This is a genomic window from Geodermatophilus dictyosporus (assembly GCF_900115505.1).
Taxonomy (GTDB): Bacteria; Actinomycetota; Actinomycetes; order Mycobacteriales; family Geodermatophilaceae; genus Geodermatophilus; species Geodermatophilus dictyosporus.
Window position 1 is genome coordinate 145,322 of sequence record NZ_FOWQ01000003.1, and the last position, 18,944, is coordinate 164,265.

17 protein-coding genes are annotated in these 18,944 nt (G+C 73.9%); 5 read left to right on the forward strand and 12 right to left on the reverse strand.

The window, feature by feature from the left end:
- Nucleotides 1-27 precede the first annotated feature (27 nt).
- Nucleotides 28-1,152: a phosphoenolpyruvate carboxykinase (ATP) gene (locus BMZ33_RS07940; RefSeq protein ID WP_091109045.1), complete on the forward strand. Its 1,125-nt coding sequence runs from the start codon at nt 28-30 to the stop codon at nt 1,150-1,152.
- Entirely contained in the window at nt 1,149-2,177 is a 1,029-nt protein-coding gene (locus BMZ33_RS07945; RefSeq protein ID WP_091109046.1) for a hypothetical protein, read from the forward strand. The genes BMZ33_RS07940 and BMZ33_RS07945 overlap by 4 nt, the downstream gene beginning before the upstream one ends.
- Here the strand turns inward: BMZ33_RS07945 and BMZ33_RS07950 are convergent.
- The 8 genes from BMZ33_RS07950 to BMZ33_RS07980 form a co-directional block, all read right to left on the reverse strand.
- Nucleotides 2,161-3,267 carry a metallophosphoesterase family protein gene (locus BMZ33_RS07950; protein ID WP_091109047.1) on the reverse strand — a complete coding sequence of 369 codons (1,107 nt, stop codon included), beginning with the start codon at nt 3,265-3,267 and terminating at the stop codon, nt 2,161-2,163. The genes BMZ33_RS07945 and BMZ33_RS07950 overlap by 17 nt on opposite strands.
- Nucleotides 3,264-3,977 (reverse strand): CPBP family intramembrane glutamic endopeptidase, encoded by a 714-nt coding sequence (locus BMZ33_RS22615; protein WP_211202835.1) that lies wholly within the window; start codon nt 3,975-3,977, stop codon nt 3,264-3,266. The genes BMZ33_RS07950 and BMZ33_RS22615 overlap by 4 nt, the downstream gene beginning before the upstream one ends.
- 155 nt (nt 3,978-4,132) lie before the next feature.
- A complete protein-coding gene (locus BMZ33_RS23180; RefSeq protein ID WP_169064043.1) occupies nt 4,133-4,309 on the reverse strand; it encodes a hypothetical protein in 177 nt (58 codons plus the stop codon).
- A 68-nt stretch (nt 4,310-4,377) separates the two neighbouring features.
- Nucleotides 4,378-4,764 (reverse strand): hypothetical protein, encoded by a 387-nt coding sequence (locus BMZ33_RS07960; protein ID WP_136697231.1) that lies wholly within the window; start codon nt 4,762-4,764, stop codon nt 4,378-4,380.
- Nucleotides 4,761-7,907, reverse strand: coding sequence for a lipopolysaccharide biosynthesis protein (locus tag BMZ33_RS07965; protein WP_169064044.1), 3,147 nt, complete (start codon nt 7,905-7,907; stop codon nt 4,761-4,763). Before BMZ33_RS07965 ends, BMZ33_RS07960 begins: the two co-directional genes overlap by 4 nt.
- 65 nt (nt 7,908-7,972) lie before the next feature.
- A complete protein-coding gene (locus tag BMZ33_RS07970; protein WP_091109050.1) occupies nt 7,973-8,857 on the reverse strand; it encodes a glycosyltransferase family 2 protein in 885 nt (294 codons plus the stop codon).
- Nucleotides 8,858-9,057: 200 nt separating this feature from the next.
- Complete coding sequence (locus BMZ33_RS07975; protein WP_169064045.1) at nt 9,058-10,194, reverse strand: hypothetical protein; 1,137 nt, start codon at nt 10,192-10,194, stop codon at nt 9,058-9,060.
- Between the two features lie 728 nt (nt 10,195-10,922).
- Entirely contained in the window at nt 10,923-11,852 is a 930-nt protein-coding gene (locus BMZ33_RS07980; RefSeq protein ID WP_091109051.1) for a glycosyltransferase family 2 protein, read from the reverse strand.
- A gap of 1,233 nt (nt 11,853-13,085) precedes the next feature.
- Between BMZ33_RS07980 and BMZ33_RS07985 the strand changes: the two genes are divergently transcribed.
- Nucleotides 13,086-13,649: an IclR family transcriptional regulator domain-containing protein gene (locus tag BMZ33_RS07985; RefSeq protein WP_136697232.1), complete on the forward strand. Its 564-nt coding sequence runs from the start codon at nt 13,086-13,088 to the stop codon at nt 13,647-13,649.
- A gap of 93 nt (nt 13,650-13,742) precedes the next feature.
- Here the strand turns inward: BMZ33_RS07985 and BMZ33_RS07990 are convergent, their stop codons facing one another.
- On the reverse strand, nt 13,743-14,276 hold the full coding sequence (locus BMZ33_RS07990) for a helix-turn-helix domain-containing protein (RefSeq protein ID WP_091109053.1): 534 nt from the start codon (nt 14,274-14,276) through the stop codon (nt 13,743-13,745).
- 73 nt (nt 14,277-14,349) lie between these two features.
- Here BMZ33_RS07990 and BMZ33_RS07995 point away from each other — a divergent pair, with 73 nt between their 5' ends.
- Together BMZ33_RS07995 and BMZ33_RS23185 are read left to right on the forward strand one after the other, a co-directional pair.
- A complete protein-coding gene (locus tag BMZ33_RS07995; RefSeq protein WP_091109054.1) occupies nt 14,350-14,919 on the forward strand; it encodes a hypothetical protein in 570 nt (189 codons plus the stop codon).
- A gap of 184 nt (nt 14,920-15,103) precedes the next feature.
- Entirely contained in the window at nt 15,104-15,277 is a 174-nt protein-coding gene (locus BMZ33_RS23185) for a hypothetical protein (RefSeq protein WP_169064046.1), read from the forward strand.
- Here the strand turns inward: BMZ33_RS23185 and BMZ33_RS08000 are convergent.
- From BMZ33_RS08000 to BMZ33_RS08010, 3 genes are all read right to left on the reverse strand, one after another.
- On the reverse strand, nt 15,259-15,753 hold the full coding sequence (locus tag BMZ33_RS08000; RefSeq protein WP_091109055.1) for a diguanylate cyclase: 495 nt from the start codon (nt 15,751-15,753) through the stop codon (nt 15,259-15,261). The genes BMZ33_RS23185 and BMZ33_RS08000 overlap by 19 nt on opposite strands.
- A gap of 98 nt (nt 15,754-15,851) precedes the next feature.
- Nucleotides 15,852-17,009, reverse strand: coding sequence for a glycosyl hydrolase (locus BMZ33_RS08005; RefSeq protein ID WP_136697233.1), 1,158 nt, complete (start codon nt 17,007-17,009; stop codon nt 15,852-15,854).
- Nucleotides 17,006-18,943, reverse strand: a complete 1,938-nt coding sequence (locus BMZ33_RS08010) for a glycosyltransferase (RefSeq protein WP_136697234.1) — start codon at nt 18,941-18,943, stop codon at nt 17,006-17,008. The genes BMZ33_RS08005 and BMZ33_RS08010 overlap by 4 nt, the downstream gene beginning before the upstream one ends.
- Nucleotide 18,944 lies beyond the last annotated feature (1 nt).

Genomic DNA, 18,944 nt, shown 5'->3' on the forward strand with positions numbered 1-18,944 from the left:
CGGGCTGGTCTCTGTAGGTTCCTCCCGGTGAAGGTGTACGACCTGTCCGGTCGCGTGTCGCTGGGTGTCCTCGGCGGCGATCCGCGCACCCTCGAGGCCGTCGCGCGGCAGATGGACCCCTTCGTGACCGGCGGGACAGCGGTCGCCGGTCGGCCGGACGTCGTCCTGGAGCTCTCCGACGACCGACCCAGCCGGTTCCTGGAGGTGCACAACCCGGCGCGTGACGGCATGACGACCGCCTACGACGGCCGGGACCTCCACCTGGTCGCGGGGGGCCGCAGCTGCGCGATCGTCCCGTCCCCGGACGGAGGGTTGACACTGCGCTGCCCACCGTCCTTCCCGCTGGGGCCGCTCTTCCGGACGGTCGTCCGCCCCACGCTCCAGGTGGCGGCGACGGGCCACGACACGGCTGCCGTGCACAGCGCGGCGGTGGAGATCGACGGGCGGGCCGTGCTGGTCGCCGGCTGGTCCGAGAGCGGCAAGACGGAGACGGCTCTGGCGCTCGTCGAGGAGGGGGCCGGCTGGCTCTCGGACAAGTGGACGCTCCTCGGAGGGGACGGCGAGGCATCCGCGTTCCCCGTCAACGTGGGCGTCCGCCGCTGGGTCCTGCCCTTCCTCCCCCGGCTCGCCGGGGCGCTGCCGCGCCCGGCCAGGGCCCAGGTCGCCCTGGCCGGAGTAGTGGCCCGCACAACACGGCCCCTGCGGCGGGGAAGCGCCGCCGGAGGCCGGACCGCTGCTGCCGCAGTCGCGGAACGGGCGGTGGGCCTGGTCGACCGCGCAGCCCTGAGCACCAGCGAGATCCGCGCGGCCTACGGCCAGACCGACGACCCGACCCGACGCCTCGAACTGGGGACACTGGTGCTGCTCACCACCGTCCCCGGCTCGTCGGTCTCGGTCGAGACCGGAGCCCCCGGGTGGGCGGCGCGCCGGCTCGCGCTCACGGCCGCCTACGAGCGGCACGACTGGCACATGCTGCAGGACCGTCTCCGGTACGCCGACCCCTGGCTCGTGGGGGACGGCCGTGGTCGCACGGTGGACGCTGAGTGCCGGATCCTCGAACGGGCACTGGCGGGAGCGCGTGTCCTCCACGTCCGGGCGCCGTTCCCCGTCGACCCGCGGCGTGTGGTCTCCGCCCTCCGTGAGGCGCTGTGACGGAGCACGCATCCGACTACACCTTCGCCGACTCGGTCCGGCTCCGTGTCCGGGGGCCGCGCCGCGTGCTGCGGCACTTCGACGGCGAGTACGGGGAGGTCCGGACCGCTGCCGTCGCCGAGCCGGACGTCGACGTCCGCATCGGGTTCGGCAGCCGTGTCGACCGGATCCCGGGCGGAGCGGTGCTGGCCGGAGGGCACAAGACCGCACGCTGGCGTGTGGCCCTGGGACCACCGGAGGCAGGGCCGCTGCACGCGGTCATCGGGCTCACCGGTGGGCCGCCCTCCTTCACCCTGTCACTGGTGCAGGGGTACTTCGTGGAGGCCCTCGTGGCCGTGGCACTGGCCAGGGTCGGGCGGACCGCGCTGCCGGCCGCGGCGTTCGGCGACGGCGGCGGCGGCGCCACGGTCGTCCTCGGCCGGTCCGGCGCTGGGAAGACCACGCTGACCGCGCGGGCGCTCGCCGCCGGGAGGACGGTCCTGAGCGACGACCAGGTCGTCGTCGACGCCTCTGGCCGGATCTGGCGGTACCCCCGCCGTCTGCGGCTGTACCCCGACATCGAGCAGACCGCTCCAGAGGCCTGGTCCCGGCTCCCGGCCGGGACCCGCGCGACCCTCCGCAACCGGGCGCTGGTGCGCCGGCTGACGCGGGGCCAGGTCGCGCCGTCACTGGCGGTCCCGGCCTCGGACGTCGGCACCACGGTGGTGTCCGGCCCGGTACCGCTCCGTCGCCTGGTCGTCGTCGGACGGTGCGAGGACGACGGGTTCTCCGAGGAGGTCCGACCGGCCGCGTGGGTGGTCGGTGAGGCGGAGACGCTACTGGGTCAGCAACGGGAGCGGCTCACCCGTGCAGTGGGCGGCGCATGGGCGGACGCGCTCGACGCCGTGCTGCGGGCGGAGAGCCGGACGGTCACCGCGGCGCTGGCCGGCGTGCCCGCGACGGAGATCTCCGTCCCACGCGCCTGGGGTGCGCGGCGAGCGGTGGACGCCCTCGACGCCCACCTCGGTGTCACGCCGGCCCGGTGAGTCGTGCCCGTGGACCCGCTCCCGGCGGCTGATCCACGATGACGACACAGCAGCGCCGGTCACCGCCTGGTACGCGGCGGACGGCGGACGACCACGTCCCGGGGTTGAGGTACCGGGCGGCTGCGCCGTCGGCGAGCGGCACGTCCGCGGCCACGTGCGTGTGTCCGAACAGGTAGAACGGCACCGCGGCGCCCTCGGCCGCCAGCACGTGGTGCACCGCCTGTGCCGCTGCCTGCATGAAGGGCACCGCCGCACCGGAGCGTCGGCGGAGCCGGCGGGCGGCCAGGACCGCGGCGCGACGTGCGATCGAGGCCGGCGTGGCCGCGCCCAGCCGGTCGATGTCGACCACGGATCCGGCCGGCAGGCCGGCGAGCGTCGTGGAGCGCAGCAGGCGCTCGCGCTCCGGACGGTGACGCTCGGCACGACTGAGCCGGACGAGGCCGAGGAACAGGCCGGTGCCCATGCGTGCGGCGAGGAGCGCCCGCGCCGGGGGCGACGCCCAGGGTGCGCGCCGCCGGAGGTGGACGAGGGCGTCCAGGTAGGAACCCGGAGGCACGCGGAGCGGGCGGTCCCCGTCGTCCGGGTGGTCCACGAGCAGTCCCGGGAAGCGGTTGAGGTCGTGGTGCTGCTGGCCGTGCTCGGCGTAGAGGACGCCCGGGAGGTGGAGCATCCAGGGGTGGACGTCGAGGGTGCCCGGGAGCGCCTGCCGCAGGCTGCGCTGCACCGCCGGCATCGAGAGCTCCATGTCGTGGTTGCCGGCGACGAAGTCGATGCGATGGCCGGCCGCGAGCAGGTCCCGCAGGGCCGCGAACACGGGCGCGTGGGCGGCCATGATCCGGTCGAGCTTGCGGACCGCCTCGGACGGACGCGTCGCGGGACTCGCCCCCCGCCCCGGCAGGCTCACCGCGGGGAAGTCGAACGTGTCCCCGAGCAGGACCAACCGCAGAGGCACACCCCCGGCGCCGGAGACGAGGTGCCTGATCGTCCTCGCGAGCCGGTCGTCCTCGGTGAACGGGTCGTGCTCGCCGCACGCCAGGTGCAGGTCGGCGAGGACGGCGATCCGACTCCCGGTCGCTGAGCCGTCCGTCATGCGATCACGGGGAAGACGACCAGCGCGCCGGCGGCCATCAGTCCGTGGGCGATCGCCACGGGAGCCAGCCGGCGGGTGCGGCGCACGTACTCACCGAAGGCGAGGCCGACGACCGCCATGAAAGCCAGGACACCGGGGTCGCGCACCGGCAGGTAGGCGGCGACGAAGAGCACGTCGGAGAGGACGACCGCCCAGCCGCCGAAGGCCCGTTCGAGGGTGCGCAGGACGAGCCCGCGGAAGAGGAGCTCCTCGAGGACCCCGGCGAACAGGAACGTCACGAGGACCCCCGCGGTGATCGTCACCGCCGCACGCGGATCGTCGAGCACGGGCAGCGGGAGGAGCGCGTGCGCGGCCCACCCCAGCGGGATCCCGGAGAGCGCGACGGCGGCCCCCGTCCGGCCGGCCGTCGGCTGCGTGTGCTCGTCGGATCCGGGGAAGCCGCGGGACATCCACAGGACCCCGAGGAGCAGGGGCAGCCCCGTGAGCGCATAGGTGGCCGGTCCGTGGTACTGCGGCGTCAGCGCCAGCGAGGTCAGTCGTCCGAGCGGCAGCAGGGTGAGGACCAGGGTCGTCGCGTCCTCCACGCTGACCCAGCGGAACAGGAGGACCACCAGGAGCAGCCCGTGCGCCACGGCACCCGCCACCGGGTCGACCAGTGCGACCAGCAACTCCGCCGCGACCACCGCCAGCACGGCGGCCAGCACGCGCACCCGTCCGCTCGCGTCAACGGGCCCGGTGGGACGGCGGAGGGCCGCGGCGAGCGGCCCGGAGACGTGACGTCCCTGCGAGCCCGTGAGCCACCCGCGCAGCTGGCCCGCGTGGCCGGGAGCAGGACCGCGCACCTCGGAGTCGAGGTGTCTCTGGTTCACGTCCCCAGGTCCAGGAGCCTGGCGGTGACGACCACCGCGGCGCAGACCGCCAGGGGCACGACGACCGCGGTCGTCAGCGCCGCCCGGTGGTCACGGTCGGGGGTCAGTGCGCCCCGGGTCGTCTCGCGTGCCACGAGGAGCACGAGCAGTGTGCCGAGGACGACCAGGGTCATCGATCCGGGCAACCAGTCCGTTCCGGACGCCCGTGTGACGTCGCCGGCCAGGTCCGACACGAGCGCACTCATGCGACGGCCGTCCCGTCCCGCTCCCCGCGGCGGCGGAGTGCGACCACCTGCAGCGCCGCTCCGACGAAGGTCACGCCCGCCAGCAGGAGGAGACCGTGGCCGACGGTGCGGTCGCCGACGTAGGCCAGCACAGCGACGACCACGAGGTCGAGCGCCAGGCTGACGCCGATCGCGAGGGCCAGTTCACGCCAGCCGTCCGGGATGTCCAACAGGCCGACCAGGGCCAGCCCGGGCCCCAGGACGAGGAAGGCCAGCAGCACGACCACGCGGACGCCGGGCGCGGCGGTCGTCCCGGGGACGACGAGCGCGGCGAGGCCGAGCCCGACGACGAGCACCGGTCGCCACCAGCGGCGAGCGCCGGACGGCGCGGTGTGCGGCCTCATGAGTCCTCCCTGAGCTCGAACACGGCTGCATCGGCGTTCCTGTAGACGAGGACGTAGCGCTGGGAGGTCAGCGCCCCCTGCTGGAGGTCCTGCACCGAGCCCCAACCGGGCGGTCCCATCATCTGCTCGATGCTCAACTGGGAGCGGGTGATGACCAGGTAGGCGGTGCCCTCGCCGCGCTTGCTCTCGAGGTGGTCAGCGACCTTGTCCGCCAGTTGGCGCGGGGACTCCGGCGTCGCCACGGGCTCCAGCGACCGGCTGAGTATCTCGACGTCGACGTCGTCGTAGCGGCGGTCCTGCCACGGCATGTTGGGCAGACCCGCTGCCACGACGTCTTCCGGTCCGGCGGTCGCGTACAGGTACATGACGGCATCGCGCTCCTGGGAGGTGAACAACGATGCACGCTCGTTGCCGTACCGGGTCAGCAGGAAGGCGCCCAGGAGCGCGCAGCTGACGAGCACGACGCCACCACCGCGCCGCCACGACCAGCGGGCGCCGACCCCGGGGAAGAGCGCCCACGCGACCAGGACGGCCACGAACGGCAGGGCGAACAGGTAGGACCGCAGCAGGATCTCCCCGCCGTAGGGCTGGAGGGGGACGAGGAGCAGCGGCGTGAACGCCAGGACCGCATGGCCGGGCGCCGGGCGTCCGTGGCGGAGCATGCGCACGACTCCGATGGCGGCGAGGAGCCACAGGACGCCGGCGAGCCCCAGGCGCGCGTAGACGACCAGCAGGTGCTCGGCGCTGCCGGTGACCCGTTCGCCGACGTTGGAGCCCACCGACGAGCCGAGGCTCAGCGCATCGGCCCAGATCTCCGCCAGGTGGCCGTCCAGGTACCCGGCCGCCATGAACGTCAGCCAGGCGACGACGAGCACCGACGCGATGAGGGGGAGCAGACGACCGGTCATCCGGCGGGCCAGGACGAGGGTCAGCAGGAGCAGCAGCGATGCGAACGGGGTGAGCTGGTGGCTCGCGACCATGGCCGCCACCATCAGGGTGCAGGCGAGCACGACGCCTCCCCGCTCCCTCTGGGTCACCCTCGGCCACTGCACCTCCACCTGGGCTCGCGCCGCCCCCAGACGGCGACCGGCAGCCCTCAGGAGCGCGGTCGCCGAGGTGCGCCACCAGCGCGGCGGGCCGTCGAGGCGGCCCGCCAGCGTGGTCAGCGCCGCGGCGGCGAGCGTGGCGTACAGGACGAACGCGAAGGCCTGCGGCGCCAGGTAGTCCTGCCCGACCCAGTTCGTCAGGTAGTAGATCCACACACTGAGCCACACGGTGCGCCAGTCCCCCGTCGCGGCCCGGGCGATGACCACGAGCGCGGGGAGCACGAGCAGGTTGAACACGGCGGGGGCGTACGAGGCGATGGGCAGGACGCCGTCCAGGCCCGCGACCTCGGCGATGAACTCAGCGAGGACGAAGAAGCCGGGCCAGTTGAAGTAGGCGTCGATGTCCGGGTCGATCGCGCCCCCTGTCAGGAAGTGGTCGACCACCCCCGCGTGCCGGTAGACGACGCTGAAGCGGGGGACCTGCTCGAAGGGCAGCGTCACGGCGTACAGGAGCACGACGGTCACGACCATCTGGAACGCGAGCAGGGCGGGACGCTCACGACCACGCAGCCCCAGCGCGAAGCCCCCTGCCAGGACGACGAAGGCCACGTAGTAGCCCGAGGGCAGGACGGAGACCAGGCCCAGGTCGGTGATGCCCGACACCTCCGCCCGGCGCAGCGCCACCCAGGCGATGACGACGGCGACGACGGGGAGGACCCACGCGGCCGGCAGCAGCAGTCCGTCCACGACGCGACCACGGACCGGACCGGAGTCGGGCGCCATCCCCGACGGGGACGCCTCGGACGCCGGGCGCGCCCGCCGCGGGACAGCCGCCGCAGGAGACGTCGCGCGCAGGCGCAGGAGGGCCCACGCACCGGTCGCCGTCTGTACCGCCAGCCAGGCGAGGGCCATGGCCGTCAGGCCTCCGGTCACGCCGCCCGCCGCCGCTGCGGTGACCGAGACGACGGCGCTGACCACGGCGACGGCGACCGCCTCCCGCAACCGACGGTGGGCTCGCGCAGCGGCGTAGTAGCAGTGCACGAACGTCAGCGGGAGCCAGCCGAGCACCAGGATCCGCAGAGGCGTGGCACCGCCCTCGGCGTAGTGCGGACCGAGGAGCCCGAGCAGCGGATCCGCTGCCACGGCAACCGTCCCGGCGACGAGCAGACCGATCCCGAGTGACGATCGGACGCCGCGACGCACGGCCGCCGAGTGCGAGCCGGGATCCGCGGCGACCTCGGAGAAGACCGTCAGGCCGACCTGGACCGGGACGATGTAGACGATCCAGGCCATCATCCACACCGCGTACCAGGTGGCGTTGGTGTCGGGTGCCAGGAGCTCGGTGACGATGACGGGGAGCAGCAGGCCGGGCGTGCGCTCCGCGAGGGTCAGCGCGTAGTTGGGCAGTGCCGATCGGACCAGCGCGCCGCTGAGCGGCCCGTCGACCGACGTCCGTATGCGGTACCGGGGGATCGCCCGCCGCAACTGCCACAGGCCGACGGTCGTGGCCAGGGCGCCCGCTACCGCCCACGGGGCGAACACCGCCCCTGCGGAGGGGGCGTCGAGGCCCGTGGCCACGGCCACGAGGCCGAGCAGTGTCCCCACGCCGAAGACGACGTTCCGGACGAGCGCCTGGTCACCTCTGCGCAGCGCGGTCGCCGTCTGGTCGAGCAGGATGCCCAGGGTCCCGAAGACCGCAGCCGCCACGAACAGGGCGGCGAACGCGGGCGAGTGCGCCACCACGTCGAGCTGGGCCAGCACCAGCCCCGAGAAGCCCACGAACACGAGGGAGAGGACACCGCTCGCGGAGACGACCAGGGTCAAGGCCGAGTTGAGCAGGGTCGGCAGTCGTCCCTCGTTGGCCTTCAGGTGCGTGATGACGGCCGAACCGAACCCCAGGATCGCGAACTGGGTGCACAACATCATCGCCGAGACGGCGCCGGCCGCCAGCCCCACCTCGGTGGGGGACGCGATCCGTGCGGCGACGAGCCAGAACAGGAACCCCAGCCCCATCGCCGCGACCTTCGCCGCGATGAGGGCCAGCGAGTTGACCGCAGAGGGGAGTGCCTGGACCGTGCCGCCACCCGTGCCGGGCATCGTCCGTCGCCGGGCTCCGACGAGCGCGGGCGCGACGAGCGCGATCCGGGAGGCGGCACGGCCGATCATGCGGAGGCGCCCGGGGACGGCCTCCGCCGTGCCCGGCCGAGGTGGCCGAGGAGCTCACGACCCATCGCCAGGTAGTTGTAGACCGCGAACACGAGGTAGTAGGGGATCCACTGGGGGCTGAGGCGGACCAGGCTGAGGACGATCCCGCGGACCGCGGCGGCCGCGGGCAGGCCGAGCAGGACTGCGGCTCGGACACCGTGGTTGACGACCATCCGGCCCAGCCCGTGTCCGTCCGCGACGAACTGGCCCTTCGCGAAGTCCCACGAGTCCTCGAAGCGGTGTTCGACCACCGTCCGCCGGGAGACGCCGATCCTGGCGCCGGCCCTCTGCAGCCGCCAGCGCAGGTCGACGTCCTCGCCGGACAGGAACCGGTCGTCGAACCCGTGCGTCAGCAGGGTGTCACGGTCGAAGACCGTCGCGACCACACCGAACCAGTTCTTGGAACGACCGGTCCGGTGGTGGTTGGCGAGGGCCCTGCCCCAGTACCCGGAACCGGAGACGCTGTGCAGGCCCGCCTGCAGGGCGGTGTAGCCCTCCTCGCGGAACTCGGTGAGGAGGCGTTCGAGGTCGCCCTCGCCGAGCCGCACGTCGACGTCGACGAGGGCCACGAGTCGCGAGGAGGCGGCCTCGGCGCCCATCCGTCGTGCGACGGGCAGTCCTCGCCCCTCGTCGGACAGCACGGTGGCGCCGTGACGACGTGCGATCTCCACGGTGCGGTCGGAGGAGAGGCCGTCGACGACGATGATCTCCCGCGGGTTCGCCCGCCGGATCGAGGCGAGGCAGTCCTCGATCAGCGACTCGGCGTTGCGGACCGGGACGACCACGGACACGTCGAGGAACTGCTGGGAGGCGGGTCGCTGCTCGCGCAGGGCATCGCTCATGATCGATCCCTGGGCTGGGCGGGGGAGTTGCCGGGGTTCATGTACGTGGTCACCTCGCGTGGGTGTGGGTGTGGGCGGGCGGCTGTCCTGCAGGGGCATGGGCGGACGACGGAGGACCTGGACGGTCCGCGGTGGCGGCCCCGGGCGAGCGTCTCCGCAGTTCGGGAGCGGGTTCGTCGTCGCAGGACCGGTGCACCGCGTCAGTTGTCGTAGTGGTGCCAGTACCGCGCTGTGGCGCTCACGGCGGCGATGACCAGGAGGCCGCTGTTCGTCGTGCTCGCACCGTCGGTCCTGCTGTTGTTGATGTTCTGCTTGGTGGACGAGACGTTGTGGACGTACTCGTCGGCGTCGACGATCCGCGCGGTCTTGTCCACGGTGAACGCGATGGTGTCCAGCGCTGAGGACTTCTCGTATATGGCTCCACCGGAGGACGTGCAGACGCCGGCGTTCGTCGTTCCCGCGGGTTTGGGATAGGTGGCGAAGGTGCGGAGTCGTTGCGCCGCCTCGTCGATCACGACGATGACGCGGTTCGGGCACTCCGACACGGTGGCGATCGTGTGCGCCGTCCAGGTGTTACCCGACATGGCGAGGAGTTGGATCAGCGGTTGGGAGGACGAGGTGAACGACGTCTTGACGGCGGCGAACACCCGTCCTCCGGACGAGTCCAGCCACTTGAGGTTCATGTGGTCGTCCCCACTGCGCTGGCCTGAGACGATGGTGGTCGGCTCGCTCCAGGCGGACACGTCGTCGCCGTCGTTGCGGACGCTCCAGTAGAAGCCGTCCGTGCTGTCACCGAGCTGCCTGCTCCACATCAGCCCCATCCGGCCCGGTCCGAACGCGACGAGGGCGGACGAGTCGTCGACGGAGACGTTGCCCGGCGACGAGCTGTTCGTGGTGGCGGGGTGGGGGAAGGGCGTCCCCCAGGTGACGCCGTCCGTGCCGGTCGCGTTGAGGTAGATCTTGTTCCCCTGCTGCCAGGTGGCCCAGAGCCTGCCGGTGGTGTCCTTGTCGATGACCAGCGTCTCCGTCCGGTGGTTGTTGATCTGCGTGGCACCCGAGGGGGCGTACGTGTCCGTGGCCGGGTCGTAGCTGAAGCGGTAGAGCCGGCTGGGATAGCCGGGAGCCGCCGGGACCCCGTCGTTGGCGAACTTGTGGCTCGCGACGTAGAGGGTGGTGCCGTCCCACAGGACGTCGTGGTGGGTCCCGCTCCGCGTCTCGGTGGTGACCCCGGTGTCCTGCCACGTCTGCGTCGACGCGTCGAACCGGAAGATGTGGAAGTCCGACGTGGTGGTGTCCCACAAGTTGCCCCACCAGGAGCCGTCGTTGAACCAGAGCACGCTCTCCGCGCGCTTGGAGCCGGTGGGCGTACCCGTGCCTGCGTGGGAGGGACCCTCGACACCGACGTCCCCCACCGCAGCCGAGGCCGTGGTGGGCGCCGTGAGGAGCGCCAGCAGCAACAGCGCCGCGACGGCCAGGCACCTGGCTGCTCTGTGTCCCCCGGCGGCCGGCTGTCGTCGGGGGACGGAGCCGGGGCGAGAGGCCTCTCGCGGGCCGGGATCCGGGACCAGGTGCGCTTCCATGCGGGCGATGGTCACGAGGCACTCCAGGGGCGGGGGAGGGTCGGCCGGGCAGGACGTGACGTTCTGTCCCTGACAGCGAGAGGTGCACCTTGTCCGACTGGGCGTCCCTTAACAACCCTGGTCCCACCTGCTGTCTTCTGAGTGGAGCATTTCTGTCGTTCTCGTCGCTCTGGGCGGTCGCCGTGTCGACGGGGCGCTACCGGTCGTCCAGCACTCCCTGGTCGTCGCGCTGCCCACGGAGCCGCCGACCCCGGGTGTGGGACCCGCCCGGAGCGTCCCGGCCGTGTGGCGAGGCGGTGCGCAGGGGACGCCGGGAGCCCTGCCCGTCCGGTCCACGGCGGAGGGTCGTGCACGGCCGACGCTGGACCGGCACCGTCTCGCGCCACGCTCCCGAGCCCGTCGAGCGAGGCGGCCGGCTCGTCGCACGCGCCGACGACGCGGGGCATCGGAGGACGTCGTGCAGTCGAGCGGGGTGCGCCCTCAGGTCAGGCCGTACGGGCCTCGGTCACCCCGGGACGGACGACCGTTGCGTCATCCGCGGGCGTGCGTGGGGCGGGCAGGTCGACGACCGGGTCCCCGAGGCGGACCGCAGAGCCGCGGAACGCGTCGGTCCTCCGGCCCCTCACCCCGCGCCGGCCTGGTCCTCTGCCCCTGCCGTTGACGCTCTTGCCGTTGACGCGCTCGACCAGCAGGGCCCAGAGGACACGGCCCCCGTCCCGCCAGGTGTTGAGGTTGCTCTCACCGTGGATCCGCGGGCGCTCGAAGCTCGGGACCTCGGTGATCCGCAGGCCGGCCTTGGCGATCCGGGTGTTGATCAGGGTCTCGATCTCGAAACCGTCACCCCACAGCTTCTCGTCCCCGACAGGGCCGTCGGCAACGAGTTCGAGGGCAGGGAGGCAGTCGGTCCAGAAGGCGTTGTAGCCGTAGCAGAGGTCGGTGTAGTGCGTGCCGAACAGCAGGTTCGCGATCCGGTTGAGGCAGCGGTTGCCCCAGGCGCGGGTGCGTGTGATGTCGTCGGTACCACCGCCCTCGGCGAACCGGGTTCCCTTGGCGAAGTCGGCCCCTGCGACCAGGGCGGCGACGTAGGACGGGATCTCGTGCGGATCGGCAGAACCGTCGGCATCGAGCATCACCACGACGTCCCCGGTCACGGCTGAGAACCCGCAGGCCATCGCGTTGCCCTTGCCCCGTCGGTTCTGCAGGACTATCCGGACGTCGGGTCGCAGGGTCCGGGCCGCCTCGACCGTGCCGTCCAGGCTGTGACCGTCCACCACGATGACCTCGTGCAGGTCGGCAGGCAGCTCGGCGAAGACGTGCGGCAGGTTCCGTGCCTCGTTGTACGTCGGGACCACCACACTGATCTTCGGTCGGATGGTGCGGACACTCGGGCGCAGGTCGGCGAGGGAGCGCGTCATGGCGGCGTCCTATCGGATGAGACGGGCTCGGTTTCGCCTCTGCTCACCGCCGGGCTATCGGCGACCAGTGCGCCCGGCGGGTCATCGCACACCCGTGTGTTGAGTATTGACGTGCGAGCGGGTGCCGGGTTGCCGACGACCCGCGCGACGTGGCCTGCGGTCCCGTTCACCCGGCGGGGTGAACGGGAGGTGAATACTTACCGCGACGTGTTTGAAGTGTCCACGGTCCGATGGCGGTGGTCTTCCGGTCGTGTCCCCGCCTTCCGGCGCGTCGGTCACGCTGCGTGCGACCACGTTGGGTCGTCTGCACGGACCGGCCGTGTACCGACCGTGGTGGGAGGGCCTGCGAAGCCCTACTGACGGGGCTGCACGTTCCCTGACCTCACCGGGTGGGGGCCGGGCCACATGACACCGGGTGACCGTTGGCCGCCGGTCGACCAGATCCTCCCGGGCTCCCCTGACGGGATCGGCACGTCGGCGTCAGCGTGAGGCCGATGGGAGGTCGCGGGTCGGTACCGGGGGTGAGGCGGTCCTCCCCCGACCCTCCTGCGACGAGATCCCCGTCGGGTCGCGGGGCTGCGTTCGAGTACTGAGCGACTACGCTTCGGGCATCTCGCGTGACAGGACGTAGAGCGGTCGAAGAGGTCCGACGTGCGCTCGACTGCGTCACCGGTGGAAGGACTACGTCATGAGCGTGCGACGCACTCGTGGGACGACCTCCGTGACCGTCCTCTGTCGGCTGTGAGCACCGGAGACGGGGCGGTACCTGTCCCGGCCTCTGACAGTTCCGCGTGCTCGGGGTGTGGCCACACCAGACGGGCCCACCAGCACTACCGCAGGGGCACGGACTGTTCCCTGTGCTCCTGTCCTCGCTTCCACCGATCTCCGAGGACGGTCGTCGAGGGGGTGGTGGGCGGTCTCGCCCGCCGCTTCCGGCGGAGCTCTCCGTGACGCTCGTGGCGTCCCGGAGCGTCTCCGTCCTGCCGGCGGGACCGCCACCGCCCTTCGGAGCCCACGCCTCCGACTCGGTGCAGCCGGTGGCGACCGCGGGTCCGGCATCTGCCGTCACCGGCGCGGTGCTCGCCGCGGACTCGGCCGGCCTGCGTCGTCCCCGGTCGTCACGTGCGGTCCTGGTCCCCGGCGCACGCGGAGAACGCGCGACGACGACGATTGCGCGGCTCGGGCCACCTCCGTACCGTTCCGCGCCACACGTCGACGCGGATCGAGGCAGACGTGAGCGTCCACTCCACTCCCCGCACCACCCACTGGGACCCTCCTCCGGGCGAAGGCGCCATCGAGGAGCTGCGGCTGCTCGCCGCAGGGACCGGTGGGACGGTGGTGCTCTTCGGTTGGTCCGGCGACGTCGTCCGGTGCCTCCTGCGGCACGACCCGCCACCCCGACCCCTGGCCATCCCCCTGCTCGACTGTGCAGCTCCCTCGTCCGGGATGGAGGCGCCGCTGCACGTCCTCCTGGCCTGGCTCCCGTCCGACGTGCTGGAGCGCCGCCTGGCCGGACTGGAGCACGTGCCGTCGATGCGGAACCGGCTGCTCCTGGCGCTGCAGCTCGCTCGGGTCCGTGCGGCCGGCTGCGACGTCGTCACCGGCGGCGTGCACGGTGAGGTCACGTCGATCGCCGTGCCCGTCCGCGACGGGGACGGCGAGGTCGACGCCGCGCTGGCGCTCCTGGCGCCCTCCGTCTACCTCGAGGACCTCGACCGGGGGGTCGTCGCGGCCGACCTGGGTCGCGTGGCGGCTCACCTGTACGACCTGCCCGTCAGGCTCCCCTCGCCCGTGTGACCGGCACGTGCCCCACGGTGCGCCGACCCCGCACCACGGGCGCCGTGGGGGCCGGCCGGGTGCCGGGACCGGAGGTGTCGTGGCGGCCCGCGGTCACGGCCGTGTCGTCGGCGGGGGCAGCAGGCCGTCCTCGATCGCCCGCACGTAGAGGTCGCGACGGGTCGGTGCCGGCCGACCCACCTGCTCGTACTTGAGGCGGATCCGCCGCAGGTGCGTCTTCAGCGTCTCGGGCTCCATGCCGAGCGTCCGGGCGACGGCGGACTGGACCTCGTTGGTGGACACGTAGGCCACCAGCACCTCCCGCTGCCGGGGCGCGAGCTCCGGGCGGGCCGCTGCCGGGGGCCCGCCGGTGCGGTCCAGCGCGGCGGCGACGTCCTCGCCCGGCGCGAGGACGACGACCCGGCAGCCGCGCTCGCGGAGCCGGGCCGCGTGCCCCGCCGGTGGGGGCGCGTCGCAGAGGCAGACGTCGGCGCGGGTGTCGAGCACGGCCAGCCACTCCGCGGCATCCGCCCAGGCCACCGGGTGCACGCCCGGCCGGCCCTCGAGGGCCGCGAGCACCTCGGCGCGCCGGCCGGGGGAGGCGGCGACGACCGCGACCCGTCGCGGAGCGTCGTCCCCCGGTGACACGGCACACCCCCTCCCACCTGCGGGTACGGTCCCACCCACCGCGCAGCGCCGCAGGTCGGACGGGGAGGCAGGCGTGACGGAGGCCGGCCCTGCCCACCGCACGGTGGCGCTGCACGAGTTCCACGTGGTGGGTCCCACGGGCCTGCCGGTCCGGCACCGCACCGTCCAGGTGGTGCGCGCCCTGCGGCCGGGCGTCGCGTCGTACACGTTCCGCTTCGACCGGCGGGAGGCGTCGGTGCGGGTGCTCCGCGGGGCGATGGCGGGCGAGCCACGGCCCGACGTCGCGGGGTTCACCGCGGTGGAGTTGCGCTTCCCCCGCCCGCTCGCCGTGGGGGAGACCGCGTCGCTGGAGTACGAGACGGAGTTCGCCTGGCGGTCGGTGCCCCCGCCGCAGGTGCGCCGGGCGGCCCGGCAGAAGGTGGAGCGGCTGGAGATGCGGGTCGCCTTCACCCCCGGGCGGCTGCCGGCCGAGGTGCTGTGGGCGGTGTGGGACGGCTACGAGCCCGGCGCCCGTCTGCGGGCCGCCGAGCGGGTGGACCTCGACGACGAGCACTCGGCGCACCGCTTCACCGACGAGATCGAGGGCGTCACGGTCGGCTTCGCCTGGCGGTGGCCGCCGGGGCAGGAGCCCCGAGTGGCCTGAGCGACCGCGGGACGGCGACTGAACCGGATCCGCACCGGCCGCGTATCCAGACGTGAGGGCGGTGCGCGCGGACCACGGGGCTGCGCGTACCGCCCTCGGTGCGTCGGGTGCGGTTCCTGATCACGTTCCGCAGCCTCGTGGTGGCAAGATGCCGCCACGGGGGCCGGGAACGGCTGGGGGAGACGTGCCGTGGTGGGGGTGGGTGCTCGTCACCTGGCCGGTGGTCGCGGTCGGGGTGGCGGTGGTCGTCGGCCGGGCGATCCGGGTGGCCGAGCGCCGTGACCTGGGTGCCGACCGGCCGGACGAGGTCCCGCCGTCCGACGGGTCCACCACCGGGGGTCAGCGGACGCCGCGGTAGCGGATGACGCTCCCTGCACCGGCCGCGCGGGCCGTGGTCAGGCACAGCGTGGCGCGGCGCAGCACCTCGCGCGCCGTGAGCCCCTCCTCGAGGACGGCGATGCCCACGCCGGCGCCCAGCCCCGGCCGGCCGAGCGCGGCCACCCCGGCGGCGAGCCGGACGGCGACGGCGTCGGCGTCGGCCGGGTCGCCCGCGAGCAGGACGGCGAACTCCGCGGGGCCGGAGCGGCCGATCCAGTCGTCCCCGCGCAGCGAGGCGGCCACCAGGCGGGTCGTGGCGTCCAGGGCGGGGGCCGGCGTGGGCCAGGTGTCGTCGCGGCGCAGCAGGCCCAGCTCCAGCAGGGCGGCCGGACGCCGGCCGGCGGTGGACAGGCGGGCGTCGAGCTCGGCCAGGACCCCGGTCGGGCCGGGCAGCAGCGTGGCACACCCGTCGAGGGCGGCTAGGTCGAGGACAACAGGGTCGTGCGCAATGGTCATGGGGAGGGCATCGGCGGGACCGGACCGGCCGGAGAGCCGGGACGGGCCGGCCCCACCCCGAGGGGTGAGACCGGCCCGTCGTCGTGCGGAGGCGGTGCTCAGTCGCAGGAGGGGACCGCGTCGGCCCAGCGCCCCCACGCCGGCAGGTCGGCGCGGTAGGCCGCCCGCGTGTCGGCGCCGGAGGCCGCCGTCCAGTCCACGCGGCCGCCGATCTCGGGCTCGTCCTTGTCCCACTCGAACCAGTTGACCATCGCCAGCCGCGGCAGCCGCTGCGTCAGCCCGGGGTCGTGGACCTGCCGCCACCACGTCTGCTTGACCGCGAGCTCGTCGGCGCCGCCGCTGCCAGGCGCGTGGAGCGCGGCGGTCTCCGGCACGGCCACCGGCTTGCCGTGCTGCACGCCGTAGGTGCCGTGGAAGTCGGGCAGGCCACGGTCGTCGCCGGCCAGCCCGACGTACTCGCCGGTCAGCTGGGCGACGAACTTGCCGGGCTCGGGCACCTCGTTCTCGCCCCACGGGTGCGCCGAGCCCCAGTGGTAGAGCGACATCCCGACCCAGTCGACGGCGTCGTCGCCGGGCCAGTACGGGGCGTACGGGTCGTCGGCGGCGGTGACCGCGCCGTCCCCGTCGGTGTCCAGGACGGCGGCGTCCCCGCTGCCGGCCGCGGCCTCGTACCGGCCACCGGCGAAGGGGTACCCGCCGCCGTAGTTGGGCGCCCACATGGTCGCCGACCCCGGCGCGCCCGCGTGGACGGCGGCGGCGACGCGGCGGAAGGCGGCCACGTACCCGACCGGCTGCTGGCCCCACGCGTACCAGGAGCCGTTCATCTCGTGCGCGAACCGGACGACGACCGGGACGCCGCGGCGGTTGTAGCCGTCGAGCCGGGCGGCCAGGTCGGTGGCGGCGTCGTCGGTCACCGCGGCCAGGCCGTCGTGCGGCTCCAGGGTGAGCAGCAGCAGGCCGCCCTGGGCGACGAGCTGGTCGACCGCGCCGTCGAGGTTGCGGCCGTCGTCGGGTCCGAGCGGGAAGGCGGTGAAGCTGACCGCGACGGCGGGCGCGTGCCCCGCGGCCGCGGCGTACTCGGCCAGCGTCTCGTTGCCCCAGTCGAGGTTGGCGCCGAGGTAGACGCCGTCGTCGGGCACCACGGCCGCGGCCGGCGTCGGGTCGCAGGAAAGCGGCGGCGGCGCCTCCTGCGGGACGACGGCGCAGCCGGTCAGCACGGCCGCCGCGACGGCCAGCAGGGGCAGCCGGCGGGTCACGCCGGCGCCAGGGTGGACGGGGCCCACTGCTGCTCCTCCCGGGCCGTGCCCCACCTCAGGGCGCCGACCCCCATGGCCGTCGTCGCGATGGCCGCGAGTGCCGGCCAGTCACGCCCGACGAACTCCAGCCGGTGGTGGGTGCCCTGCCGGGAGCGGACGACCACCGGGGTGATGACCGGGCGCCTGCGGTCGGGGACCCACATCGCCAGCCAGGTCTCGGTCCCGACCGGCAGGACGGCCGACCCCTCCGGCAGCCGCGCCCGCGCACCGCCCAGGGACACGTCGACGACGGTGCCCGGCAGGCCGTCGAGCAGCGCCAGGACGGCGACGTCGAAGCGGTGCCCCTCGCGGCGCTCGGTGCCGTAGCTGTCGTCGCGGATGCGCACGACCGCGGCGGCCACGAGACCGGCGGTGACACCCAGCCAGAGCACCGGCACCACCGCGGTGCCGGTGAGGACGTAGCGGGTGGGCGTCAGCCCGGCCAGCGACAGCCCGGCGTAGACCATGCCGCCGACCAGCACCGCCAGCAGCACGACGAGCACGGCGGGGACCCGCGCCCGGGCGCGGGCGTCGCCGGTGCGGCCCTTGGCGGTCACCGCGAACGTGCCGGTGCCGCGCCGGACCAGCGACAGCGTCGCGGCCAGGTTCGACGGCAGCCGGACGACGTCGAACAGCAGCGACCAGTGCAGCCGCGCGAACCCGCGGCCGAGCAGGGTGGTGGCCACCTGCTGCAGCAGGAAGCTGCTGCCGGCCAGGCCGAGGAACAACCACGGTGGGGCGTCGACCGGGAACAGGCCGGTGACCACCACGGCGACCGGCAGCACGGCGAGCCCCAGGGTGCGCCAGGAGTCGAACCAGGCCGACAGCGAGTACAGGTAGCTCAGCCGCTGGGCGAGGGTGAGCCCGCGGCCGAGGACCGGGTTGTCCGCCCGCAGCCTGACCACCTGCATCGCACCGCGGCCCCAGCGCCGGCGCTGGGCGTAGAAGGCGTCGGGGGTGCCCGCGGCCAGGCCGCTGGCCAGCACCTCGTTGTGGTACGCGGTGCGCCAGCCGGCGCGGTGCAGCCGCACCGTGGTGTGGAAGTCCTCGGTGAGGGTCTCGGTGGCCACGCCGCCGACCGAGCGCAGCGCCTCGACCCGCAGCAGGGCGTTGGTGCCGCACCAGAAGGCCGCGCCGGCGTTGTGCTTGCCGGCCTGGATGACCCGGTAGAACAGCGACTCCTCGTGCAGCGCCGTGCCGTGCCGGAAGTGCTCGAAGGACTCGACGTTGTAGAAGTCCTGCGGCGTCTGCACCAGCGCCAGCCGCGGGTCGGTGAAGTACGGCTTGGTGCGGGTGAGGAAGTCCGGCTCGGGCACGTGGTCGGCGTCGAACACCGCGACCAGGTCGGTGGTGACGTGGGCGAGGGCGGCGTTGAGGTTGCCGGCCTTGGCGTGGTCGTGCACCGGGCGGGTGACGTACCGCGCGCCGAGGGCCAGGCACATGTCGGCCACCTCGGGCCGGTCGCTGTCGTCGAGCACCCACGTCTCGTGCGGCCCGTCCATGGCCAGGACGGCGGCCACGGTGGGCAGCAGCACCTCGAGCGGCTCGTTGTACGTGGCGACGAGCACGGTCACGGTGGGGTCGGGGTCCTCCGCGCGGCCGGGGCGGGTGCGCGCGGGCGAGACGTCCCAGGTGGTGACGACGAAGAGCACGAGCGCGACGAAGCCGTGCAGCTCGAGCAGCAGGAACGGGACGCCGATCCACAGCGCGCGGCCCTCGGGCATCGTCCAGCCGACGCGCCAGAGGAGGTAGACGGCGGTCGAGAGGACCGCGGCGACGCCGAGGACGTGCAGCACCCGCCGGCGGGCCGGGCTCTCGGGCTCCGGCAGCCCACCACCGGGGCGGGGCCGTCGGCGCGCGGCGGGCGCGCCGACGTCGGCTGGGCGGAGGTCCACG